Origin of the sequence: Streptomyces sp. NPDC001270, assembly GCF_042896695.1 — a bacterium.
GTDB lineage: Bacteria > Actinomycetota > Actinomycetes > Streptomycetales > Streptomycetaceae > Streptomyces.
On sequence record NZ_JBIAXM010000011.1, the window covers coordinates 153,976 to 178,140 of the forward strand.

Sequence of the window (24,165 nt, forward strand, 5' to 3'; positions counted from 1 at the left end):
TGCGGGCCGACCGCCGCACCCATCTGCTTTTCGCTTTCCGCTGTCCGCTCACCGCAGTCGTGGACCGGAATCGGTGTTGTCCCGGTCGAGGACATGGGACGTGTGCGTGCCGACGGGGCCGCTGGGCTTTCCCGGCGGCCGTGGCCGGGTCGGTGGACAGGTGGCGGGGTCCGCGGGCGGGTGGCCGGAAGTCGCATCGGTGGTGCTCCGCCGAGACCGCGATCCGGCCAAAGGTGTTTCGGGCGAGTCCGCCCGGTATTCCTCCGCTTCGTCGCGGCTGGAGGGCGCGATGGCGGTGCTCGGCCTCCAGGCACCGGTCTCGGCCGCGGGATCCGCGGCCGTCTCCGTCTCCCCCGCCTCGACCACCTCCACCACCGACAGCCACCCCCGCTTCGAGTCCGCCTGCGACGTCCCCGAACGCAATCACTTCACCTGCTTCGCCCAGCGCCGCACCGACGTCAGGTCGGTCAAGGGCCTGATACGGGCGGCCGACACACCGAACGGCTACGGCGCCGGTGATCTCCAGAGCGCCTACGACCTGCCCACCGACGGCGGCAGCGGGCAGACCGTCGCCATCGTGGACGCCTTCGACGACCCCACCGCCGAGGCGGACCTCGCCGTCTACCGCGCGCAGTACGGGCTGCCGGCCTGCACCACGGCCAACGGCTGCTTCAGCAAGGTCGACCAGCGCGGCGGAACGAACTACCCCACCCCCGACCCGGGTTGGGCCGGGGAGATCTCGCTCGGCCTCGACATGGTCTCCGCGATTGCGCCAGGCGCGCACATCCTGCTGGTCGAGGCCGACGACAACAGCTTCGAAAGCCTCTCCGCCGCGGTCGACGAGGCGGTCGCGCTCGGCGCGAAGTTCGTCTCCAACTCCTACGGCACCGACTACCGCGGCGGGGGCGGTGAGGATCCGTCCGAGACCACGACGCTGGACGCCCACTACAACCACCCGGGTGTCGCGATCACCGCGTCCACGGGCGACTACGCCTACGGCGTCGGTTACCCGGCGGCCTCGCAGTACGTGACCGCTGTCGGCGGCACCACGCTGACCCGGGACGCCTCCACGCCGCGCGGCTGGACCGAGTCCGCCTGGAGCCTCGCCGGCTCCGGCTGCTCGCTGTACGAGCCCAAGCCGGCCTTCCAGCACGACACCGGCTGTGCCAACCGGGCACTCGCCGACGTCTCCGCCGTCGCGGAGGACGTGGCGGTCTACCAGACCTACGGCAACGGAGGCTGGGCGGTGTACGGCGGCACCAGCGTCTCCGCGCCCATCATCGCGTCCGTGTACGCCGTCGCCGGCACCCCGGTCGCCGGCACCTACCCGAACTCCTACCCGTACGCGGCGAGCACCGGGATCAACGACATCACCACCGGCAGCAACGGCAGTTGCTCCCCGGCGTACCTGTGCAACGGCACCACCGGCTACGACGGTCCGACCGGCCTCGGCACGCCCACCGGCCTGTCCGCGTTCCGCAGCGGTCCGCACGGCGTGCTCTCCGGCAACGTGACCGACGGTGCCACCGGCAAGCCGGTCAGCGGGGCGACCGTCACCGCGGGCACCAACGTGGCGCACACCGACGCCTCGGGCGCGTACTCCCTGACGCTGCCCACCGGGAACTACGACATCTCCGTCGAGGCGTTCGGCTACGCCACCGGCTCGGCCGACGGCGTCGTGGTCGACGACGGTGCCACGCTGACCAAGAGCTTCTCCCTCACCCCCGTGCCCAGCCGGACCGTCGCCGGCAAGGTCACCGACGGCTCCGGCCACGGCTGGCCGCTCTACGCCAAGATCACCGCGGACGGCGTCCCCGGCTCGGTGTGGACCGACCCGGCCACCGGCTCCTACAGCCTCGACCTGCCCGAGGGGCACACCTACACCCTGCACGTCGCGACGGCCACCACCGGCTACCGGGCCGTCACCAAGAAGATCGACGTCGGTGACGCCGCGCAGACCGTGGGCTTCTCGGTTCCCGTCGACTCGTGGGCGAGCAGCACGCCCGGGTACCGGGTCGACGAGACCGGCAGCACCGAACCCTTCGACGCCACCGACGCCGCGCCCGAGGGCTGGCAGGTGGTCAACGCCGACGGGACCACCGGCAGCTGGGAGTTCGACGACCCCGGCAACCGCGGCAACCACACCGGCGGTGACGGCGCGTTCGCCATCGCCGACAGCGACCACTTCGGCGGCGCCGCCACCCAGGACTCCTCGCTGGTGAGCCCGGTCTACGACTTCACCGGCAAGGACGACCCGGAGCTGGCGTTCAACACGCAGTACCAGCAGTTCAGCAACCAGACCGCCGAAGTCGACGCGACCGCGGACGGCGGCGCGAACTGGACCAAGGTGTGGACCGCCGGGGCGTCCCTCACCGGTCAGCGGATCACCGTCCCGCTCGCCGGTTTCGCCGACAAGCCCGCGGTGCAGCTGCGCTTCCGCTTCGCCTCGCACTTCGGCTGGTTCTGGGCCGTCGACAACGTCTTCGTCGGCGACCGCGCGGTCACACCCACCCCGGGTGCCCTGGTGGTCGGCACCGTGACCGACGCCAACACCGACGCGGGCGTGGCCGGTGCCACCGTCACCAGCCAGGACAAGCCCGCCGAGCAGGTCACGACGGTGGCGACCCCGGACGACCCGAACCTCACCGACGGCTTCTACTCGCTGTTCTCCACCACCTTCGGCGGTCACACCTTCACCGCGGCCAAGAGCAAGTACACCTCGCTGGACAAGACGGTGCAGGTCGGCGCCGACAGCACGCACGGTCGAGGCCGACTTCACGCTCCAGGCCGGAAAGATCACCGTCACGCCCGCCTCCGTCGCCGCCACCGTCGCCTGGGGCGGCGCAAGGACGCAGAACCTGACCGTGAAGAACACCGGCGGCGCGCCCGCCACGGTCAAGCTCGGCGAGCAGGCCGGCGGCTTCACCCAGCAGGGCAAGGGTGCCGCGCCGCAGACCGTCAAGGGCGACTTCACCGCGCTGTCCAGCAAGGCCCACGCCACCGGCGGCACGGCCAAGCCGACCGCCGCCCCGGCCGACGGCCCCGTGGCAGGCGGCCCCGGACTTCCCGGCCGCCATCATGGACAACGCCGTCAGCGCCCAGGACGGCAAGATCTACTCGGCCTTCGGGTACACCGGATCGGCCGACAGCAAGGACATGTACGTCCTCGACCCGGTCGCCGGCAGCTGGACGAAGCTGGCGAGCGCGTCCGACACCCGCGAGGACCCCGCGCACGGCTTCATCGACGGCAAGTTCTACGCCGCCGGCGGCTGGGGCCCGACCGGCAGCCCGGACCCGAAGCTGGAGATCTACGACCCCGGCTCGGACAACTGGACCACCGGCGCGTCCGCGCCCAAGCCGTACGCCGCCTCCGGCACCGCCGTCCTCGACGGCAAGCTCTACATGGTCGGCGGCTGCGCCGCCACGTCCTGCGGCACCACCGACGCCAGTGTCTACGATCCGGCGACCGACAGCTGGTCCATGATCGCCGCCTATCCGGAGCCGATCTCCTGGCAGGCGTGCGGCGCCATCGACGGCCTGCTCTACTGCGCCGGCGGTCTGGGCTCGAACAACAACGACATCGCCCACACCTACGTCTACGACCCGGCCGCCGACAGCTGGTCCCAGCTCGCGGACATGCCTGCCACGCAGTGGGGTTCGTCCTCCACCGCGGCCAATGGCCGGCTGCTGCTGGCCAGCGGTGTCAGCAACAACGCGCTGACCAACCGGAGCCAGGCGTTCGACCCCCAGTCCGGCACCTGGAGCGCGCTTCCCAACCCCGCCGTCGCCACGTACCGCGGCGGCGGCGCCCCCGGCTTCTACAAGGTCGGCGGGGGCAGCGCTCCCGGCACCCCGACGCCCAGGGTCGAGCTGCTGCCCGGCTACGACCAGACCGGCTCGGGCGACGTCACCTGGCTGGGCGAGAGCACCCAGCAGCTCACCCTGAAGCCCGGTGCGAGCGCGACCGTCACCGTCTCCCTGGACGCCTCGGTCCCCGAGGTGACCCAGCCCGGTGACCTGACCGCCTACCTGGGCCTGGGCACCGACACGCCCTACTCCGTGCCGCGCGTCCCGGTCAGCCTGCACGTCAACCCGCCCAAGACCTGGGGCAAGATCACCGGCAAGGTCCTGGGGGCCACCGCCACCGGCACCACCGCGCCGCTGGCCGGGGCGACGGTGCAGATCGACAGCTGGGCCTCGGCGTACACGCTGACCACGGCCTCCGACGGCACGTACGCCCTGTGGCTCGACGTCCGTAACAACCCCCTCACCGTCATCGTCGCCAAGGACGGCTACCAGCCGACCATGACGACGGTGAAGCTCACGAAGGGAGCGACGGTCACCAGCAACTTCACCCTGAAGCGCAAGTAGCGCGGGAAGCGAAGGGACGAAGGGCGGGCCGGTCCGCGAGGACCGGCCCGCCCGCCGTTCACCGGCCCGCGCCGGGTGCCTCGTGCGCCGCCCGCCGGGCAGCCTCCGGTCACTGTCTGAGCAGCGGATTCTCTATGATCCATGGCATGACGGACAGGAACCGACAGGATGTGCTGACCGACCGGGTGTACGAAGCCGTCAAGGCCATGGTCATGGACCACGAGATCGCACCCGGGGCCCGCGTGAGCATCGAGGGCCTGGCCCGTCAGCTCGATGTGTCGGCGACCCCGGTGCGCGAGGCGCTGGCCCGGCTGGAGTCGGACGGCCTGGTCGTCAAGCGCCCGAACGCCGGTTACCGCGCCACGGACCTGCTCGACCCCGATGCGCTGACGGACCTGTTCGAGATGCGGCTGCTGCTCGAACCCCGCGCCGCGTCGCTCGCCGCGGAGAACGCGAGCGAGGACGACCTGCGGCTGCTGGCGTCCGTCGTCGAGCGGATGCGCCGCCATCCCGACACCGGGGAGAACTACTCGGTCTACCGTCGCTTCGCGCTGCTGGACCAGGAGTTCCACGACGCGCTGGCACGGGCGGCCGGCCGGCCCCTGCTCGCCGACGCGGTGAGCCGTCTCCATGCCCACCTGCACATGTTCCGGCTGAACAGCGCCCCCGGAGCGGCCGGCCCCACCATCGACGAGCACCAGCGGATCCTGGACGCGGTGGTGAGGCGCAGTCCGGAGCGGGCCGCGGAGGCGATGGCGGCACACCTGCGCTCCAGCCGGGTGCGGCACCGCCCGCACACCTCGCCCCCGCGCCCGTCGGACCGACGGGGCGGTACTCGCTGAGGAGGGCCACACTCCAGGTTCCCGCACACGTGTCACCGGGGGCGCAGTCGCAGCCCTTGCATGCCGCCGTCCACCGCGAGGTCGGTGCCGGTGGTGGCACCCGAGCGGGGGCTCGCCACATAGGCGACGGCGTGGGCGACTTCGGCGGCACTGACCAGGCGCCCGCTCGGCTGGCGGGCCGCGAGGGCCGCCCTCTCCTCGTCGGGGTGGTCCGCAGCGGCGAGCAGGCGCTGGATCCACGGGGTGTCCGCCGTGCCCGGGTTCACGCAGGTCACACGGATGCCCTCATGCAGGTGGTCGGCGGCCATGGCCCTCGTGAGGGCCAGTACGGCTCCCTTGCTGGCCGAGTAGAGGGCACGCTGGGGCAGTCCCGCGGTCGCGGCGATGGAACACATGTTGACGATCGCCGCGTGCCCCGAGCCGCCCGCCGCGGCCCTGCGCAGGGCGGGCAGGGCCGCGGCGGAGACCCGCGCCATCCCGACCACGTTGACGTCGAGCACCCGGTGCCACTCGTCCACGGGGTTGTCTTCCACGGTTCCCTGCGCACCGATGCCGGCGTTGTTGACCAGGACGTTCAGGCCCCCGAAGCGCGCCACCACGGTGTCGACGGCGGCACGGACCGCGGCGTCGTCCCGCACGTCGCAGGGAACGTGGAGGAAGGGGGACCCGGGGGTGTCCGGGACGGCCAGGTCGAGCACGGCGACCCGGGCTCCGCGGGCGTGCAGTTCGTGTGCCGTGGCCAGGCCGATGCCGGAGGCACCGCCGGTCACCACGGCGACGCTGCCGTCGAACTCGGCGGCCGAGGGCCGGCTCATGGGGTTCCTGTCGTCGGTCATCGGACTCCCTCCGCGCCGCGCGCCCGGTCCTGCGGTCCGGGGCCCTCGCCGGCCGGAGCCTTCCGGCCCGGACCGCCGGTTCGGTCGATGCGCATGCTGCTTCTTCCTCTGCTCGTCGAGCCGCCCGGACCGGCTCGGCCCGGTCGCCGGATCTGTCGTGGGGTCAGCGGTAGGTGCCGGTCGAGGCACTCAGTTCGGCGACCGTGGTCACGGAGAGGTCCCGGCCGCGGGTCTCGGGGCCGAGACCCACCGCGAGGGCACCGATCGCACAGGCACCGATGACGAAGAGCGAGACGCCCCAGGAGCGGCCCCCCGCCGCCGCGACGAGGGCGACCGCGATCAGCGGTGTCAGGCCGCCCGTCACGGCGCCCGCGATCTCCCGGTAGAGAGCGAGCCCGGTGAACCGGGAGCGCGCCGTGAACAACTCGGTGTAGTACGCGGCCTGCGGGGCGAACATGCACCCCACACCGATCCCCATGCTCACCACGACCACCAGGGTGATGGCGAGCGGGGTCCGGACGTGGTCGACGACCCAGAAGTACGGGAACGCGAAGACGGCGGAGAAGACCGCCCCCGCCAGCGCCACCGGCTTGCGGCCCACCCGGTCGGTCAGCCGGCCGAAGACCGGCAGGGTCAGGACCGTCACGGCCGTACCGACGGTGACGGCCACCGGGCCGACCGAACTGGACAGCTTCAACGTGCCGGTGAGGTAGGCGGCGAGGAACGTCAGGTTGAGATAGGCGACCACGTTCTGTGCGGTCTGCAACCCGAAGACGACGAGGCCGGCCCGCCATTCCGAGCTGAGGACGTCCCGCACCGGGGAGACCACTTCCTCCCGGGTGCGCTCCTGCGCCTCGACGAAGGCCGGGCTCTCGGCCAGCCGCATCCGGATGAACAGGGCCACCCCGATCACCACCGCGCTGGCCGCGAAGGGGATGCGCCACCCCCAGGCCAGGAACTGGTCCTCCGGGAGCTGGGTGACGAGCGCGAAGGCACCGGATGCCATGAGGATGCCGATGTAGACGCCGACGCTCGGCGCCGAGCCGTACAGACCGCGTCGCCGGGGTGCGGAGAATTCGCTGGCCAGGATCGCGGCGCCACCGTACTCGGCGCCGGCGCCCAGGCCCTCGACGGCGCGCAGGACGACGAGGATGATCGGGGCCCACACCCCCGCGGTGGCGTACGTCGGCACGAACGCCATGGCGAAGGTCGAGCCACCCATGATCAGCAGGGTGAGGATGAGCACCTTCTTGCGGCCGACCAGGTCGCCGAGGCGGCCGAAGACGAGGCCGCCGAGCGGACGGACGAGATAGCCGATGGCGAGGGTGCCGAACGAGGCCAGCAGCGAGGCCGTCGTGTCGAAGGAAGGGAAAATGACCTTGCCGAAGACCAGGGCCGCGGCTGTGCCGTACAGGTAGAAGTCGTACCACTCCAGGGCGGAGCCGACGAGCGAGGCCAGCAGAACTCTGCGGCGGTGCGTCGAGGCCGCTGCTGCGGATTCCTTGACAAGGCTGGTGGACATCGTCGTCCTCCTGACTGCGGGGCAAGGGCTGGGAGCTGGGGCTGAGAGCCGGGGCGGGCGGGGAGTCGCCGCGGGTGGTGCGACAGGTGGGACGTCGCGTCGGCGGGCGGGGCGACGGGCTCAGGCGACGCGCCGGTCGTCGATGGCGTCGCGGTCCCAGGCGATGCCGAGCCCGGGCTCGGCGGGGGCCTGGGCGAGTCCGTCGGTGATCCGCAGTTGGCGGGTGGTGACGGCGCGCAGCTGGGGGATGTACTCGACGAAACGGCCGTTGGGCACGGCGGCGGCGAGGCTCACGTGGATCTCCATCAGGAAGTGCGGGCAGACCTCGGCGCCGAACGCCTCCGCGAGGTGTGCCACCTTCAGCCAGGGCGTGATGCCACCGATGCGGGAGACGTCGGGCTGCACGATTCCCGCGGCCCCGCGTTGCAGGTATTCACGGAAGTGCGCGAGCGAGTAGACGGACTCGCCGACGGCCACCGGCACCGCGGTCGACGCGGCCAGGCGCTCGTGGCCCGCGACGTCGTCGGCGGGCAGCGGTTCCTCGAACCAGCTCACGTCGTACGGTTCGAGGCGGGCGGCCCGGCGCACGGCCTCGGCCGGGGTGAAGACCTGATTCGCGTCCACCATGATCTCCAGGCCGGGCCCGACGGCTTCACGGACGGTGCGGATGCGGGCCGCGTCCTCCCCCGCGGTGGGCTTGCCGATCTTGATCTTCACGCCGGAGAACCCCTGCTCACGCGCTTCCAGCGCACCGGCCGCCAGTGCGGCCTCGTCGAGCTGGAGCCAGCCACGCTCGGTGTCGTACACCGGGACCGCCGGGCGGTGGCCGCCGGCGACCCGCCACAGCGGTTCGTTCGCCCGCAGGCAGCGCAGGTCCCACAGCGCGAGGTCGACCGCGGCGAGCCCCAGCGCGGTGATGGGACCGACCATGGTGGCACGCGTGCTGTCGTACATCTTCCGCCACGCGGCCTCGACCTCGCGGGAGTCGTGTCCGACGAGTGTGGGCAGCAGGTGTTCCCGCAGCATCGAGAGCACCGCCCTGCCACCCGTGCCGATCGTGTACGAGTAGCCGGTGCCGGTCAGTCCGTCGTCCGCCGTGAGTTCGACGAAGAGGGTCTCCTGCTTGAGGAACGCCTGTGCCGCGTCCGTACGCACGGTCTCCACCTCGATGTCCGCGAGGTACGCCTCTGCCTTGATCACTTTCGCCATGCGCTGTCTGCTTCTTTCCTGCCTCGTCGCCGCGGTGTCCGCGGCCTGTTCCGGTATCCGTTCGGCCGGGGGGCTCCGGCCGGGGCGCCTCAGGTGGTGGAGGCCCTGCTCGTCGCCTCGTCGGCCGCCTACACGAGCGCCAGCACCGCCGTGCACACCGGCACCGCGAGCCCGTGCGTCCGCGCGCGGCGCACCACGGCACCGAGCAGCCCGTCGTACTCCATCGGCCGGCCGGCCAGCCGGTCGCTGAGCATCGACGAACCGGCGCCGGCCGGACGGGCGTCGATCCAGGCGAGGACGTCGTCGACGGCGTCGTCCGGGAGCCGCGCCCCCTCGGCCCGGCCCACCGCGCACACCTCGCCGAGCATGGTGCGCGCGAGTTCCCGGACGGACGGCTCGCCGAACACCTCGACCCGTCGGCAGGTCAGGGCCGTGACCGGGTTGGCGACGGCGTTGACCATCAGCTTGTGCCAAGCCGCCGTGGTGAAGTCCGTGACGGTCTCCACCCCGAGTCCCGTCGGTTCGAGCAGCAGGCGGGCCCGGCGTCCTGGCGGGTCGTCCCCGACCACCAGACCCGGGCCGTCCTGCCGGATCTCCACCCGGTCCCGGCCGCCGCGTTCGGCGTTGAAGTGGACCAGCGCCGGGGCGACCTGACCGGCCCCGACCCGGGAGGCGAGGCGTTCGCGGTGTTCCACGCCGTTCTGCGCGGCGACGACCAGGGTGTCGGTGCCGACCAGGCGGGCCAGCCAGTCGCACGTCGCGTCGCCCTGGTGCAGCTTGGTCGCCACCACCACCCAGGGGAACGGGCCGACCCGGGACGGCTCGTCCTGCCAGTCCACCGCGACGGTCCGGGTGCCCTGACGGTCGGTGAGCGTGACCGCCGGCACCGGGGGTGAACCGGGGCGCCCGCACAGCGTCACCGGATGTCCCTGGAGCGCGAGCCGGGACGCGAGTGCCAGCCCGACGGAGCCGGGCCCCACCACCGCGACCGGCTCCGGCCCGGTGGAACCCGGTGACTCGTCGGCCGGCTTGCTCGGACTGCCCTCCACACCGCACCCCATTTCCTATAGGAATCGCGTCCTGACTCGGCATGATGCTATAGAGATAAGAGGAAGACAACCCTCCGTATGACGTCGGGGAGTACCGGCCGGCCGCTCGGCGCAGACCGGTTCCGGCACCCGGCCCGCCCCGACCCGACCGAAGCGGAGCAGCGAGAGGCGGCCGCCCGGACCGGCCCAGGCCCCCAACTCCACGCCGAGCGGGACGACTTGTCGCCGCGGACCGGGACCCGCGGCGGGCGGCGCAGGAACCTTCGGCGGACGGCACACCCCAGCGCGGCCCGACTCACACGTGGTCGCCGCCCGCGTTCTCTGTTTCCGTCAAGTGAAACGCCCGTAACCATCGCCGTCGTCCGTTTACTCCCGTGGCGACGCGCCCGTAGGGTGCCTGAGGTCGGGCCCTGGTCCGACCATCCGGCCTTTGCAGCGTCGCGCAGGCATCAGACACATCGATCTACTCGTTCAGCTGAACACCCCCTGGCCGCAGAGGCGTTGGGCCCGTCGTCGACATCGGGTCGCTCCCATGCGGCACGCAGTGCCGCAGCACGTCGCCGGAGAGGGACGACGACAGGACCCCGCGAGGCGATCGGCACCGCCGTACCCGGCACCACGCCGACCGCCGACCGCCGTACACAGCTCTCCGCGCCGACGGCTGCGCACGGCACCACACCGCCCAGCACGCGGCACCCCCGCGGACGCGCCCCGCCGTTCCCGCGCATCCGCAGGACACCACCCCCAGGAGACGAAGGATGCCCGACCTCATAGTGCGCCGCGCGCGCCTCGCGGACGACGAACCCACCTGCGACATCCTCATCGAGGACGGTCTGATCACCGCCGTCGGACCCGGGCTCGCCGCGGCCGCGGCACCGGCCGAGGAACTGGACTGTCAGGGACGCGTGGTCATCCCCGGTCTGATCGAGTCGCACGTGCACCTCGACAAGGCCCTGCTGGACCGGGAGAGGCCCGACACCGAGGGCACACTCGCCGGGGCCATCGCCGTCACCGGGGCGCTCAAACGCGGCTTCACACCGCGGACCGTCCGCGACCGGGCCCGGGCCGTGCTCGACAGCGCGATCGCCAACGGCACCACGCTGCTGCGGGCACACCCCGACGTCGATCCCATCGTCGGGCTGCTGGGCGTGGAGGTGATGCTGGAGTTGCGGGACGAGTACGCCGACGCCGTCGAGATCCAGGTCGTCGCCTTCCCGCAGGAGGGCATCCTCCAGGCTCCGGGCACCCTCGATCTGTTGCGGGAGGCGCTGCGGGCGGGCGCGGACGTCGTGGGCGGCTGCACGTACAACGAGGCCACCGTGGACGACTGCCGGCGCCATGTCGACCTCGTCTTCGAACTGGCCCGGGAGTTCGGTGTCCCCGCCGACCTGCACGCGGACTTCGCCGACGACACCCAGGACCCCCGCTTCGCGCTCGCCGAGTACATAGCCGAGGTGACCGTCGAGTCCGGGCTGCGGGGCCGGGTGGCACTCGGCCACATGACGTCCCTGGCCGGCCGCGAACCCGCCGACCGGCGTGCTGTGCTGGGCGAACTCGCCGCGGCGGGCGTCGCGGTGGTACCGCTGCCCGCCACCGACATGCACCTGGGCGGACGGGCCGACGCGCACAACGTCCGGCGCGGGATCGCGCCCGTGCGTGACCTGTGGGAGGCGGGTGTCACCTGCGCCTACTCCTCCAACAACATCCGCAACGCGTTCACCCCCTACGGCAACGCCGACATGCTCGACATCGGTCTGTTCCTGGCGCAGACGAGCCACCTGTCCAGCCCTCAGGACCTGGCGCGGGTGCTCGCGATGGCCACCACCGAGGCGGCCGAGGTCGTCGGCATCGCCGACCGCTACGGACTGCGCGCCGGAGCACGCGCCGATCTGGTCGTCCTGGACACCCGGCGCGTCGCCGACGCCCTGCTGGACCGGCCCGCCCGCACCGCCGTCATCAAGTCGGGCCGTGTCGTGGCCCGCACCGTCCGCCACACCGATCTGCTGTTTCCCCGCAACAGCCGCACCACGGAGCCGAGCCATGCGTGAACGGATCCCCCACGAGATCGCGGCCTCCGTCCTCGCCGCGACCACGGCGTTCATCGGCGGCACCGCGCTCGACCTGCCGCCCTGGGCGATCTTCATCTCCTGGGCCGGCACCTTCCTGGCGGGCGGGCCCGGCCTCGCCGTGGCACGGCGGATGTGGGCCGCGATGCCGGCCGGATCGGCCTTCGCCCTGGTGATCGTGTTGCTCGACCAGCACCTCGGCGGCAGCCTCGGCGGCGGCCGGATCGCACAGGACGCGGTGCTGGCGCTGATCATCCTGGTGGTCAACAGCGTCCTGATGTACGCGGGCCGGCTGCGGGTCCTCGCTCTGGTGCCGGCCATGTTCCTCGGCTTCGCCTCCTACTTCGCCACCTTCTTCGGCGGGTTCGGCTTCCACGCGGGCAACCCCTACGCGGCGTGGGTGTCGGTGGTGGCGATGAACGCGCTCGGCCCGGTCTTCGCCTACCTCGCGGGCAGGCTCACCTTTCCCGTTCCGGCCACCGCACCGGACCACGCCACCGCGCCGGACCGCGCCGGGGCACCGGCCGCCCGCCCGGTCGACTCGGAGGTCTGACCGCCCCGGACTCCGCGAGGACGGAGGGCGGGCCCGCGTTCGCGGCCGGCTTGAGCACGGACCGGGGCTGAGTGGAAACACCGCACCAGGCATGAGGCAGGTGTGACTGCGGTCGACAGGAGGCGGCAGCGGCCCTCCCCGGCCACACGTGGGCGGCCGAGGCCGGGGCTGGGACACGTCGAACACGTATCGTCACCCGATCGAGGGGATTAGCCGACCGGCACGTCAAAAAGACATTTAGCCGACTGTACGGTCATTGCGGCGCCCGGACGGAGTGGCACCAACTCGCCCACCACATCGCGCCGTTCGCGCACGCGCGGCGGTGCCGGGCCACCCACGACCGACCTGCTGGAGGGGCTATGAGGTGTCCTGGGCGCCGGGCTGTCCGGGCCGTGACCGCCGTACGGACCGGCCTGGACGTCACCGGTGGAGCGACCCGGTGAAGGTCAGGGAAGTGCATCACGCCTACCGCCGCAGTCCGGTACTACGCGGGGTCGGCTTCGATCTGCGTCCCGGTGCGGTGGTGGGGATCGTCGGCGAGAACGGGGCGGGCAAGTCCACGTTGCTCAGGATCCTCTCGGGTGAGCTGCGCCCGACCCGAGGCACCGTCCGCCACCACGGCCGCTTCGGGTACTGCCCGCAGCACACCGTGCTCAACGACGCCTTCACCGTCCGCCAGCACCTGGAGTTCTTCCGGACCGCCTTCGGCCTGTCCGACCTGCGCCACGCCGAGGAGGCGATGGACGTCCTGGGCTTCACCGAGTACGCCGATGTACGCGCCGGGGTGCTCAGCGGCGGGACCCGGCAGAAACTGAACCTGACCCTGGCACTGATGCACGACCCGCAGGTGTTGCTGCTGGACGAGCCCTATCAGGGCTTCGACTGGGACACCTACCAGCGGTTCTGGGCTCTCGCCGCCCGGCTGCGCGACGCCGGGCGTTCGGTCCTGGTCGTCTCGCATCTCGCGTACGACGCCGAACGGCTGGACGAACTCTGGCGCCTGAGGGACGGACAGCTCCGGCTCGCCGTGAGCGCGGCATGAGGCGGCAGCCGGCGCTGTTCGTCACCGCGACGCGGTACGCGCTGACCGAGCATGTACGCAATCGGTTCGCGATGGCACTGGTCGCCGTGTTCATCCCGCTGTGGACCATGCTGGCGTACCTGATCATGCCCGACTCCCCGGCCCGGATGAGGCTGCGGGCCACCGGGGAGATGCTGGCCCCGCGCGGCAACGAGATCACCGAGATCAGCGGCGCGCTCAACGCCGTCACCCTGATCACCGGGTTCATGATGTTCGCCGCCACCTTCGCCGGCCACGACTTCGACCGCCGCCTGGCCATGGCCGGCTATCCCCGCACGCATCTCGTCCTGGCGAAGGTCGCCGCCCTCGCCCTGGCCTCCGCCGCCGTGTCCGCCTACGCCACCGCCATCACCTGCCTGATCTGGACGCCGCGCCAGCCCTTCCTGCTCGCCCTGGCCCTGTTCAGCGCGGCCATGACCTACGGCGTCCTCGGGGTCGGCTTCGGCGCCGTGATGCGCCGGGAGGTCGAGGGCATGTTCGCCATCCTGATGACGAGCATCATCGATCTCGGCCTGCAGAACCCCATCACCAGTTCCGGAAGCGAAAGCCCCGTCATCCGCTTCCTGCCCTCCTACGGCGCCATGCAGGCCAGCACCGCCGCGGGTTTCTCCACCAGCGGCGTACCCGACCACATCGCCATCCAGGCCGGCTGGTTCGCCGCTGCCGCACTGACCGGTCTCCTCGCCTTCCACCGCCGCACCCGCAACGCCCTGCCACCGGCGAGCCGGCCGTCCCTGCCGGGACCACGCCGGGCGAGCGGGGACCGGACGGCCGACGCCGGTACTCCGGCCGCCGGCTGACACGTTCGCGGCACCCACACCTGTCGGCCGGCACATGTCGTCAGCTGGAGTCATACATGGGCATGCCCCGAGTTCGAGAACGCCTCCGTCGGAACCGGCGTCCGCTACGGCCGGCAGCAGGTACGTCGGCAGGTACGGCGGCTGACCCTGCGGGGGCGGGTGCCGACCGGCCCGCACCCCTGCCCGCGGGCCACACCGACGCCTCCGTGCGGGCCGCTTATCGCGCCTGCCGCCGTGTGACCCGCGGGGAGGATCCCGGAGCGTACGCCCTCATCCGCCTGCTGCCCCGCGTGTTGCGCCCGGCGTGCTGGGCTGTCTGGGCAGCGGTGTCGAACCTCGACGATCTCATCGACGACCGGGATGCCACAGATGCCGAGCGGGCCGCCCGCGCGGAGAGCTGGATCACCGCGCTGGAGGCCGATCTGGTCTCCGGGACGAGTACCGACCCGGTTCGTCTCGCCCTGGTGGACGCCGCCACCCGGTGGCATCTGGATCTGTCCGGCCTCCGGGACGGCATGGTGGTGTCCCTCGGGGACGTGCACCGCCGGCACTTCGACGACTGGGCCCAGTGGCGGGCCTGGAGCCGCGGCCATGTCGCCCCCGTGTACGACCTGTTCCGGGACCTCTTCGACCGGGCGGGCGCACCGGTGCTCCTGCGGCTGGACCGGCAGGCGGGCTACGAGCAGTTCATCCACGGCGCCCGGCTCACCGACACCCTCACCGACCTGGCCGCCGACCTGGCCGAGAACCGGGTCCTGCTCCCCCGCGAGATCCTGGAGCAGTTCCCCGGGGCCGAGGACGACCTCGGGCACGGCCGGTGGAGCACCGCCACCGCGGCCCTGGTCGCCGAACTGACCGGCCTCGCCCGCCGATGGGTGACCCAGCCCGGCCTGACCCACGGCATGCACCCGGGCCCCGCCGTCACCGTCACCACGTTGACCGGTCTGCTGCTCGCCCAGCTCGACGCCGTCGAGGCAGCGGGCCCCGCCCTGCTCCGCTCCCAGGCCCGTCCCTCACCGGTGGCGCGAGCCCGCGTCCTGGTCCCCGCCCGTATCCGGTCGTCCCTGGCATGGAGCCTGACCCCGGTGACGATGCCCGCCACGCCACGACGGCCCACGGCGACCGGACCCAGGACGGCGGGGGGCCCGCCTCCAGGGGCGACGGAATTCCGGCAGCCGCCGAGGCACCCCAGCGGCTGCCGGCCCCCGCGGATCGGGGTCGAGGCGATGCCGGCCCACGTGGCCATCGTCATGGACGGCAACGGCCGCTGGGCCGAACACCGCGGTCTGCCCCGGTCCGAGGGCCATCGCGCCGGCGCCGACGCCCTGCACGAGATGGTCTACGGCGCCTTGGAGATCGGCCTGTCCCATCTGACCGTGTACGGGTTCTCCACCGAGAACTGGCGGCGCGACACGGAGGAAGTCGAAGGCATCATGGGTCTCCTGCGGCACGAGTTGGATGACGACCCCTTCCGCTCCCTGGATGTGCATCTGCGCTGGTCGGGCCGCTCGGAGAAACTGCCGGCGGATCTCGTCGAGTCCCTGCGCCGCAAGGAGACCACCACCCGCACCCGCACCGGCCTGACCTGCACCCTCTGCTTCAACTACGGCGGCCGGGACGAAATCACCCGCGCCGCCGCGGCCCTCGCCCGCGCGGCACAGGCAGGCGACCTGGATCCCGGCGCCATCGGCGAGGAGGACTTCGCCCGGCATCTGACCCTCACGACCTGCCGGACGTCGACCTGCTGTGGCGCACCGGAGGAGAGCAGCGCACCTCCAACTTCCTGCCCTGGCACGCCACGTACGCCGAACTGCACTTCACGCCCGACTACTGGCCGGACGTCGACCGCCGCGACCTGTGGAAGGCCATCACCGAATACGGGCACCGGCAACGCAGGCACGGTGCGGCGCGGACGGCTCAGCGGCGCTGACCGGCGTGGGCGGGTCGTCCCCGAGGCGGCGGCCCGCCGCGCTGCCCCGGAACGGAATGGTGGCGCCCACGAGTCCCGTTCCGACTCGTGGGCGCCACCTCCCGACGGGCCGGCGCCTGCCTGTGTCAGGTACGCAGGAGCCGTAGGTCGATGGCGTCGGCCATCGCCTTCATGCCCGCGTCATTGGGGTGGATGTGATCACCCGAGTCGTAGGCGGGGTTCAGCGCGGCCGGGTGCGCCGGATCGCGCATGGTCTTGTCGAAGTCGATGACGCCGTCGAAGGCGCCGCTGGTGCGGATCCACCGGTTGACGCTCTGCCGGATCGCCTCGGCGGCGGGCGTGTGGTACCCGTTGCCCTCGTCGGGCATCAGGGTCGCGCCGATGACGTCGACGTCGGCCGCGTGCGCCTCGTCGATCAGGGTGCGGTAGCCGTCGATGAGGTCCTCGGCCGTCAGCGCCCCGCCGCCCGGGCCCGCGTTGTTGCCGATGTCGTTGATGCCTTCGAAGAGGATCACGTCCCGCACGCCCGGCTGGCCGAGGGCGTCGTGCCGGAAGCGCTTGAGGGCGCTGACCCCCTGCCACAGGTTGGGGACGTCGGTGAGGACCCGGTTGCCGCCGATGCCGGCGTCGACGACGCTCAGCCTCTGCGGGCCGGCCTGGTCCTCCAGCCGGCGTCCGAGGAAGTCGGGCCACCGGGTGTAGGTGCCCGTGGAGGAGTGATAGCCATCGGTGATGGAGTCACCGAAGGCGACGACGGTGCCCTTCGCGGTCGGCGACACGGCGTCGAGACCGGCCAGGTAGTACCACGAGGTCGTGGTGGTGCCGAACGCGTCGGCGGTGTCGTCGCCGGTGTGGTTGCCCGAGGCGATGTAGGTCGTGTCGAACGCGTCGGAGTGCCAGGTCGACATGCCCGTGGTGCCGGGCACGTAGAGGCTGACGAGCAGGTTCTCCCCGGCGCTGACCGAGATCGGGACGACATCGCTGACCGCCTCTTCGCCCGGCGGGACCGTGACGTGGCGGGAACCGCCGAAGGTGACGTTCCGGAAGGTGCCGCGCACCGCCGACCCGCCGCTCGCCTGGACGGCCACGTCCACCGCGGTGGCGTCGAGCGGGGTGGTGCTGTACCGGTTGGACAGGGTGATCCGGGCGCCGGAACCCGCGACGCTGCTGTGCACCACCATCCGGAGGGTCTGGTCGCTGAAGGAGGGACCGCCGGTGGTCATGCTCGGTGACCAGGCGCTGACCCGGGTGCCCTTGCCGTTCGGCGGAGGGGTCGCGGCGGTCGCCACGTGCGCGGTACTCAGGGGGACGAGCGTGAGCGCCATGGCGGTCAGCGCGCCGGCCACGGCATGCAGGGACCTGCGGCGGGACCGGAAACCCGCTGGCGTTCTTTCCTTGTCGGGGGACATCGTCGATCTCCACTCTTCTCGTCGTCCGCGGCGGGCTGGGCTCGCCGGCTCTGGCTGAGGTGCGATGGAGGCGGTCGGGGCGGCATCACGGATCCCGTCGGCCCGGTGCGGTGGCGCCGCCCGCCACGCGCCTTTCCCTCCGGGCGGGGCGGGACCGCTGACCTGTCGTACGGGGCGGGCACCGCGGCGGCTCGTGTGCCGCCGTGGTAGCGGCCGGGGGGTGGTCCTGACCGCCGCGAACGGCGCCGCCGCGCCGCTGCCCGCGCGCCGTCGCCCCGCCTGACCGACCGAACCAGCCGGTCAGGCGGGGTGCGTCCGCGTCAGCCGAGGTTGCGCAAGGTGACGGACTGTCCGGGCTTGAGGCTGATCTTCCGTGTGGAGCCGCCCGCGACGACGGTCGTGTCACGGCCGCCGACGCTCTTCAGCGTCGCCCGGGTGACCTTGCCGTTCTTCCAGCTGAGGTCGGCGACGAAGCCGCCGCGGACACCCACGCCGGACACCGAGCCCGCTGCCGCCCACGCGGCGGGCAGCGCGGGCAGCAGCTCGACGTGCCCCGGCCGCGAGTAGACCAGCATCTCGACCACCGCGGAGGGGGTGCCGAAGTTGGCGTCGATCTGGAAGATGCCGCGGCCCTCCCCCATGTCCATGATGTCGAAGAGGTTCGGCGCGGTGCCGTTGCTGCCGCCCGCCGACGGCTTCAGGTTGTTGATGACGAGCTGGTAGGCGTTCTCCGCGTTCTTCAGCCGTGACCAGCACAGGCTGCGCCAGGCGTTGGACCAGCCGTAGCTGTTCATGCCGCGGGCGGTCAGCAGGGCCGTCGTGCCGGCGAGGATGTCCTTCGGCGTGGAGTCGTCCGGGCGGATCCGGTCGCCGGGGAAGAGGCCGACGAGCGGGGAGAGATGGCGGTGGGTGGTCTCACCGAGGTTGTCGGGCGACATCCACTCCTCCAGCCAGCCGGTCTTGGGGCTGACCACGGGCAGGTACAGGCGCCGGCGCAGGGCGTCGACGGTCGCGCCGTGGGAGGTGTCCTTGCCGAGGACCTGCGTGGCGGTGCGGTAGTTGCTGAAGAGGTTCCACACCAGTTCCTGGGCGTAGGTGATGCCCTTGGCGTCGAGCGGACCCTGCTCGGGCGACCAGTCGCTGTCGGCGATGAGGACCTCGCGGGAGGCGCCGGACGCGTCGGTGACGGTCGTGGTGATGAGGCGGGTCTGCCAGAACTCCACGGCGCCCTTGACGAGGGGGTAGATCCTTTCGAGGTAGGCGGTGTCCTGCGTGTACTCGTAGTGCTCGAACAGGCTCTGGCAGATCCATGCGTTGCCGGCCGGGTGCCACCACCAGCCGCCTCCGCCGTAGGGGTTGGTGGAGATGGCGACGGTCCAGCCGGCGATCTCGCCACTGGAGTTTCGGTACCGGTTGCTGGAGCTGTTGAACAGCCGCTGGGTGACCTCCGTCCAGCAGGGCAGTTGCGCGACGCAGTAGTCCGCGAAGGCGTCGAAGCAGCCGGACAGGCCGGCCCGGTCGGCCATCCAGTAGTTCATCTGGATGTTGATGTCGGTGTGGTAGTCGCCCATCCAGTCCGGGTCGTTGCCGTCCAGCCACGGTCCTTGCAGGCCCATCGGCAGGCTGCCCCGCGACCCGGAGATCATCAGGTAGCGGCCGTACTGGAGGTAGGCGGCCTCCAGTTCCGGGTCGGGGACGTCGTCCCGGTAGCGCGCCTGGACCCGGCCCCAGGTGTCCAGCTTGCGCTGTGCGGCGGACGAGGTGCCGAGGTCGATGTCCAGCTGTTCGAACAGCGGGCGGAAGTCGGCGACATGGGTGTACAGCAGGGTGGTCGCGGAGTGCCGTGCCGCGTCGAGGACCTTGGTGCGCGCCAGGCTCTCGGGTTCCACGGAGGGGTTGCGGAACCCGGCGGCCGCGTCGGGCGCGTAGTCGGTGCCGCCGCCGACCACGACGGTGAGGTCCTTGCAGCGGCTGAAGGTGATCGACGTACCGTCGACGGCGACCGTGCCGCTGCTGCTGTACGCGGTGACGGCCGCGCCGTACTTCAGGCCGTTGGCGAAGGAGGCGCCGAAGGAGGCGTGGCGCCCTGCACCGTCCGCGGTGGTGGATTCGCCGTGGGTGCCGGCGAGGGAGACGGTACCGGTGTAGGTGCCGCCGCCCCGCTGGGAGAAGTACAGGACGATGACGTCGTCGGGGCGGCTGGCGAAGATCTGCCGCTGGTAGGTGACGCCGGCCAGGTCGTACGAGGCGTTGACGAGGCCCTGGGCCAGGTCGAGGGTGCGACGGTAGTTGCCGACGGTGCCCAGGTCGTGCCCCGGTATGTCGACGGTGAGTTCGGCGAGCAGGGTCAGGGAGCCGAAGTCCGCGCGGCCGTAGGGGAACTGGCCGTCGCTCTGGAGCGTGTCGTTGAGGCCGCCGGTCCACAGGGTGGCGTCGGTGATCGTCAGCAGTTCGCTGGAGGGGTCGTTGCTGACGAGGGCTCCGAGGCGCCCGTTCCCGACCGGCAGACCCTGCTGGATCATCGAGTTGGGGGAGCCGGGGGCCTGCCACCACAGCTGGTTCTTCGCGGCGGCGGCCGCCGGCAGCAGGGGCGAGGAGGTGGGGCGGAGGGGGGCCGCGGAAGCGGTGAAGGCGGGCAGACCGGCGAGGGCGGCGGTCACACCCGCGGTGGCGGCGAGGGTGAGGAAGCCTCTGCGGCTCGGGTGATCGTCGCGCGATTCGGTGTGCTGGATGTCCACGTTGTGCACTCCATGTCCGGGGAACGGCGCTGCGGGAACGACGGGAACAGGCCGTCGGGTGTGTGCGGGGGCGCATCCGGCGGCCGTGGGCACGCCGGGATGCTGCGGGACCGTGTGGGGGCGGGGGACGGTCCCCGGGTGCGGGGCCCGGTCGTGTCGTCACCGGGCCCCGCGGGAGGGGTCAGACGGACTTGGGTACGTCGATCCTGTCGATGTCGGGTGCGTAGTCGCCACCGCTGTCGAAGGTGATGGTGTTGGAACCCGCTTTCAGCGCCAGTTGGACGCTGACGGTCTCGGCCGTGCCCCAGTCGCCCGTGGACGGGAACTTCAGGCTGGTGCCGTGGCCGCTGTTGGAGTAGACGGTCACCGAGCGGGGGTCGCCGCTGACGTAGGCGACGTTGACGGTGTAGATGCCGGCCTTCTTCACCGTGACGTCGTTGAACTGGAGCTTGCTGCCGAGGTAGAGGTTGCCGACCTTCTTGCCGCCGGAGCAGGAGTCGCAGCCGGCGACGGAGGCGTTGCCGGTCAGGGTGTTGGCCGGGGACTCGGCCTCGTAGCCGGTGGTCGCCGGTCGGGTGCCACCGGGTGTGACGGTGAACAGCCGTGAGCCGTGTGCGGGCAGCGTCGCGGTGATCTTGTTCTTGTACTGTCCGAGGTTCTGGTGGCTCCACAGGTCGCGCACGGATGCCGCGCCGGTGAATCCGAAGGAAGCCCAGTCGGCCGTGACGGAGGCGGGCGCGTTGCCGAGGTTGAAGAGGGCCACGGTGTAGCTGCCGTCGGAGTTCCTGGTCCCCCAGACCTGCTGGTCGCCCATCGGGGTGACGGGACGCGCGACGGGCGAGTCGTTCTGGTCGACGGCGATGACCTCCTCGTTGGTCAGCAGCGAGAGGCCGTAGCTGTCCAGCTTGGTGAGGTCGTCACCGGTGTACAGCGGCGACTTGTTGATGGCCCACAGGGTCATGTAGCTCTGCCGCTCGGCCTTGGTGAGGCCGTCCATGTCCCCGTTGCCGACGTCGAGCGCGTCCAGGTCGTTCCAGCCGCCCGGGCCCGCCTTGCGGCTCCACGCCGGGGCGTCGTTCCACCGGTCGTTGACCGAGTTCTCCCAGGTGACGAGGGTGTTGCAGTAGCACTCGACATCGGTGTCGATGCGCCATCCGTTGGAGTACTTCTTCCAGTCGGCGGCGTGCGCGATGTCGAGCGACCAGGAGATTTCGAGGTGGATGGGGCGCTTGGTGTCGGCGATGGCCCGGTGCCAGGCGGCGACGTCCGCGACGTTGTTGTAGTTGTCACCGGACTTGAAGGAGCCCGGGCCGACCCCGTCCAGCTTCAGGAAGTCGTAGCCCCAGTCCGCCAGCATCTGCGCCTGCGAGTCGATGTACTTCTGCGCGCAGGGTTTGTCGAAGTCCAGCTTGTAGGCGCTGTCCCAGCCGTTGGTGGTGCGCAGGTCCGGGTAGACGATGTCGGCGGTGGTGCAGCCGGGGGCGTTCCAGATCGGCAGCTTGCCGTCACCGTATCCCCCCTTCTCCAGACCGACGGGAAGGTAGATGCCGGCCTTGAGGCCCTTGGCGTGGATGTGGTCGGCGACCGCCTTCATGCCGCGGGGGAAGCGGACCGGATCGGGTGTCTGGCGGCCGTACTGGTCGTACCCGGGCGTCCAGTTGTTGTCCATCCACCAGCCGGCGTCGATGTTGACGTGGTCGTACCCGTACTTCTTCAGCGTGGTGGCGAGGGCGTCGGTCTGCTTCAGGACGTTCGCCTCGGTGAGGTAGCTGTAGTTGCCGTCCGGATTCAGGCCCGGGTAGCTGGAGGTCTGCATGCTCCAACTGGACCAGCCCATGTAGGGCTTGGCGGCGAGGCCGGAGGCGGCGTCCGCCATGCCGGCTGTCGACGTGCCGGCCGCGGTCGTGGACCGGGCCGGGGCGGCGGTGGCCTGGGTGGCGGTGACCGGGACCGCCGCGGCGAGTCCGGCCGTCACGGCCAGGACCAGCGTGGCTCTGAGGGTACGGCGCGGGGAGCCGGCGAGGGCTCCGCGCAGGGCTCTGAACGAGGATGACCGCATGGGTCGGGCCTCCTGGAGGTGGGTGAGCGAAATCGCGCGGTGGTACCCGGTGGGGGACGGGCGGTGTTCCGGGCAGGGGCCGGCGGTGTTGCGGCCGGGCCGCCGGGCGTGGCTGTCGGGTGACCGACCGCCGGGGTGCCGAGGCGGCGGCTCAGCCCTTGCCCGAGCCGGGGGTGAGTCCGCTGAGGGGCTTCCGTCGCGGCGTGCGGCGTGCCGGCGGTGCGGGGATCGCGGTCGCGGGAGCGGGTGCCGCGGTGAGGTCGGGTCGGGTGCGGGGGGCGTGCTGGGGATCGGTCGGCGCGGAGGTGGCCGGGGGTCCCTGTGGTGGTCCGAGGCTGCGGCTCGGCGGCGTCATCGCTCCTCCTCGTACGTGTCTGATCCGATGAAGGACTGGATCGCGGTGGCCGCGGCCCCGCGCGCCCACTCGGCGAAGGGCAGGGGGCGGGTCATCACGTCGCATTGCGAAGCGGTGCCGAAGGCCGACGCGGCGAACGCGTCCCGGATGCCGTCGGCGAAGAGGTCGTAGGCGGCGAGTCCCTCCCCGGAGATGATCACTCGCTCGGGACCGAGGAGGTTCACCAGGGAGCCGATGGCCTTGCCGATGGCCTCACCGGCCCGTGCGTAGACCTCGCGGACACCGGGATCGCCGCCGCGCGCGAGGTCCAGTGCCTCGGCCGCGGACGTCACCTGCTGGTCGGTGGCCTCGCGCACCCCGCGGAGCAGTGCGGGGTCCGCGGCGATCGCCTCCACGCACCCCCGGTTGCCGCAGTGGCAGAGCGGGCCGAGCGGGTCGAGGGACAGGTGCCCGATCTCGCCGGCCACGCCGTGCGCGCCCGACACGACCCGTCCGTGCACCACCAGGCCACAGCCGATGCCGGCGCCGACGGTCACCAGGGCGAAGTCCGACAGCCCGACCCCGGCCCCGAACCAGTGCTCGGCGACGGTGAGGGCCCGCACGTCGTTGTCGACCGTGACCGGCAGCCCGGTCGCGGTCCCGACGATGTCGGCGAGCGGTACGTCCCGCCATTCCAGGAAGGGCGAGTAGCGGACCACACCGGCCGCGCGGTCCACATCGCCGGAGATCGCGATGCCCAGCCCCCGCACCGGCACCCCGAATCCGTCGGCCTCCGTGAGGAGTTCCTGCACCAGGGCGGTGACCGCGGGAAGCACCGCCTCCGGCTCACGGTCCGTGAGCCGTACGTGCCGGGGGATCCGGATCCGGCAGCACAGGTCGGCCAGCACGGCGATGATCTCGTCGCCCGTCACCTTGATCCCGATGAACAGCGCCCTCCCCGCGTCCACCCAGACCAGGCTGGCCGGACGTCCCACAGCGGGCCGCGCCCCCTCGTCCGCGCCCTCGACCAGATAGCCGAGTTCCATCAGCGGACGAACCGCCTTGGTGATGGCGGCCGCGGAGAGCCCGGTCCGCCGCGCCGTCTCGGCCCGGGTGAGCGGGCCGTGCGAGAGCAGGGTGGTGAAGACCAGGGAAGCGGCCGGCGTCATCGCCGGGACCGCCTCGGAGGAGGGGGTCGAGCGCATGGCCGGAAACCTAGGTTGGTTCTTTTTCACTGTCAATAAAAAAAGCCAAGTCCTTTCGAAGTCGGCGACTTGCCCCTGCTCCTCCTGGAAAACGCAGAAGCCGTCTGGACGTTGACACTTGATCAAAGGCACGGTTGGCTGCGGACTGCTCCTTGTGCGGC

General features: G+C 71.8%; 14 protein-coding genes and 3 pseudogenes. 9 read left to right on the forward strand and 8 right to left on the reverse strand.

All coding sequences use genetic code 11. From position 1 onward, the window contains the following. Positions 1-754: 754 nt before the first annotated feature. The 4 genes and pseudogenes from ACFY2B_RS20305 to ACFY2B_RS20320 form a co-directional block, all read left to right on the forward strand. Positions 755-2,428: pseudogene (locus ACFY2B_RS20305) on the forward strand (carboxypeptidase regulatory-like domain-containing protein); the annotation flags it as partial. Positions 2,429-3,156: 728 nt separating this feature from the next. Then, a pseudogene (locus ACFY2B_RS20310) lies at positions 3,157-3,432 on the forward strand (hypothetical protein); the annotation flags it as partial. Between the two features lie 48 nt (positions 3,433-3,480). Further along, complete coding sequence (locus ACFY2B_RS20315; protein WP_390764595.1) at positions 3,481-4,371, forward strand: carboxypeptidase regulatory-like domain-containing protein; 891 nt, start codon at positions 3,481-3,483, stop codon at positions 4,369-4,371. 146 nt (positions 4,372-4,517) lie between these two features. Continuing rightward, positions 4,518-5,213, forward strand: a complete 696-nt coding sequence (locus ACFY2B_RS20320) for a GntR family transcriptional regulator (protein ID WP_390764478.1) — start codon at positions 4,518-4,520, stop codon at positions 5,211-5,213. 32 nt (positions 5,214-5,245) lie between these two features. Here ACFY2B_RS20320 and ACFY2B_RS20325 read toward each other — a convergent pair whose 3' ends face one another. From ACFY2B_RS20325 to ACFY2B_RS20340, 4 genes are all read right to left on the reverse strand, one after another. Continuing rightward, positions 5,246-6,049: an SDR family NAD(P)-dependent oxidoreductase gene (locus ACFY2B_RS20325; RefSeq protein WP_390764479.1), complete on the reverse strand. Its 804-nt coding sequence runs from the start codon at positions 6,047-6,049 to the stop codon at positions 5,246-5,248. 163 nt (positions 6,050-6,212) lie between these two features. Continuing rightward, positions 6,213-7,571 (reverse strand): MFS transporter, encoded by a 1,359-nt coding sequence (locus ACFY2B_RS20330; RefSeq protein ID WP_390764480.1) that lies wholly within the window; start codon positions 7,569-7,571, stop codon positions 6,213-6,215. A 120-nt stretch (positions 7,572-7,691) separates the two neighbouring features. Further along, positions 7,692-8,780: a mandelate racemase/muconate lactonizing enzyme family protein gene (locus ACFY2B_RS20335; protein ID WP_390764481.1), complete on the reverse strand. Its 1,089-nt coding sequence runs from the start codon at positions 8,778-8,780 to the stop codon at positions 7,692-7,694. A gap of 128 nt (positions 8,781-8,908) precedes the next feature. Next, on the reverse strand, positions 8,909-9,829 hold the full coding sequence (locus ACFY2B_RS20340; RefSeq protein ID WP_390764482.1) for a 2-dehydropantoate 2-reductase: 921 nt from the start codon (positions 9,827-9,829) through the stop codon (positions 8,909-8,911). A 758-nt stretch (positions 9,830-10,587) separates the two neighbouring features. On the opposite strand from ACFY2B_RS20340, the gene ACFY2B_RS20345 reads away from it, so the two are divergent. The 5 genes and pseudogenes from ACFY2B_RS20345 to uppS all read left to right on the forward strand — a co-directional run bounded on the left by ACFY2B_RS20345 (position 10,588) and on the right by uppS (position 16,259). Continuing rightward, positions 10,588-11,877, forward strand: coding sequence for an amidohydrolase family protein (locus tag ACFY2B_RS20345; protein WP_390764483.1), 1,290 nt, complete (start codon positions 10,588-10,590; stop codon positions 11,875-11,877). Next, on the forward strand, positions 11,870-12,448 hold the full coding sequence (locus ACFY2B_RS20350) for a DUF1097 domain-containing protein (protein WP_390764484.1): 579 nt from the start codon (positions 11,870-11,872) through the stop codon (positions 12,446-12,448). Before ACFY2B_RS20345 ends, ACFY2B_RS20350 begins: the two co-directional genes overlap by 8 nt. A gap of 439 nt (positions 12,449-12,887) precedes the next feature. Next, on the forward strand, positions 12,888-13,490 hold the full coding sequence (locus tag ACFY2B_RS20355; protein ID WP_390764485.1) for an ABC transporter ATP-binding protein: 603 nt from the start codon (positions 12,888-12,890) through the stop codon (positions 13,488-13,490). Further along, complete coding sequence (locus ACFY2B_RS20360; RefSeq protein ID WP_390764486.1) at positions 13,487-14,329, forward strand: ABC transporter permease; 843 nt, start codon at positions 13,487-13,489, stop codon at positions 14,327-14,329. The genes ACFY2B_RS20355 and ACFY2B_RS20360 overlap by 4 nt, the downstream gene beginning before the upstream one ends. 62 nt (positions 14,330-14,391) lie before the next feature. Beyond that, positions 14,392-16,259, forward strand: a pseudogene (gene uppS, locus ACFY2B_RS20365) (polyprenyl diphosphate synthase). A 125-nt stretch (positions 16,260-16,384) separates the two neighbouring features. Here the strand turns inward: uppS and ACFY2B_RS20370 are convergent. The 4 genes from ACFY2B_RS20370 to ACFY2B_RS20385 all read right to left on the reverse strand — a co-directional run bounded on the left by ACFY2B_RS20370 (position 16,385) and on the right by ACFY2B_RS20385 (position 24,004). After that, entirely contained in the window at positions 16,385-17,668 is a 1,284-nt protein-coding gene (locus ACFY2B_RS20370) for an SGNH/GDSL hydrolase family protein (protein ID WP_390764487.1), read from the reverse strand. A 320-nt stretch (positions 17,669-17,988) separates the two neighbouring features. Continuing rightward, a complete protein-coding gene (locus ACFY2B_RS20375; protein WP_390764488.1) occupies positions 17,989-20,406 on the reverse strand; it encodes a glycoside hydrolase N-terminal domain-containing protein in 2,418 nt (805 codons plus the stop codon). A 181-nt stretch (positions 20,407-20,587) separates the two neighbouring features. Beyond that, positions 20,588-22,465: an alpha-galactosidase D gene (locus tag ACFY2B_RS20380; RefSeq protein WP_390764489.1), complete on the reverse strand. Its 1,878-nt coding sequence runs from the start codon at positions 22,463-22,465 to the stop codon at positions 20,588-20,590. A gap of 351 nt (positions 22,466-22,816) precedes the next feature. Continuing rightward, a complete protein-coding gene (locus ACFY2B_RS20385; RefSeq protein WP_390764490.1) occupies positions 22,817-24,004 on the reverse strand; it encodes an ROK family protein in 1,188 nt (395 codons plus the stop codon). Positions 24,005-24,165: the final 161 nt, after the last annotated feature.

Bases quoted from the DNA above. Each gene is read 5' to 3' on its own strand.
- ACFY2B_RS20315 (WP_390764595.1), top strand. From the start codon at position 3,481: ATGATCGCCGCCTATCCGGAGCCGATCTCCTGGCAGGCGTGCGGCGCC.
- ACFY2B_RS20385 (WP_390764490.1), bottom strand. From the start codon at position 24,004: ATGCGCTCGACCCCCTCCTCCGAGGCGGTCCCGGCGATGACGCCGGCC.
- ACFY2B_RS20320 (WP_390764478.1), top strand. From the start codon at position 4,518: ATGACGGACAGGAACCGACAGGATGTGCTGACCGACCGGGTGTACGAA.
- ACFY2B_RS20345 (WP_390764483.1), top strand. From the start codon at position 10,588: ATGCCCGACCTCATAGTGCGCCGCGCGCGCCTCGCGGACGACGAACCC.
- ACFY2B_RS20335 (WP_390764481.1), bottom strand. From the start codon at position 8,780: ATGGCGAAAGTGATCAAGGCAGAGGCGTACCTCGCGGACATCGAGGTG.
- ACFY2B_RS20330 (WP_390764480.1), bottom strand. From the start codon at position 7,571: ATGTCCACCAGCCTTGTCAAGGAATCCGCAGCAGCGGCCTCGACGCAC.
- ACFY2B_RS20360 (WP_390764486.1), top strand. From the start codon at position 13,487: ATGAGGCGGCAGCCGGCGCTGTTCGTCACCGCGACGCGGTACGCGCTG.
- ACFY2B_RS20380 (WP_390764489.1), bottom strand. From the start codon at position 22,465: ATGCGGTCATCCTCGTTCAGAGCCCTGCGCGGAGCCCTCGCCGGCTCC.
- ACFY2B_RS20325 (WP_390764479.1), bottom strand. From the start codon at position 6,049: ATGACCGACGACAGGAACCCCATGAGCCGGCCCTCGGCCGCCGAGTTC.
- ACFY2B_RS20350 (WP_390764484.1), top strand. From the start codon at position 11,870: ATGCGTGAACGGATCCCCCACGAGATCGCGGCCTCCGTCCTCGCCGCG.
- ACFY2B_RS20370 (WP_390764487.1), bottom strand. From the start codon at position 17,668: ATGTCCCCCGACAAGGAAAGAACGCCAGCGGGTTTCCGGTCCCGCCGC.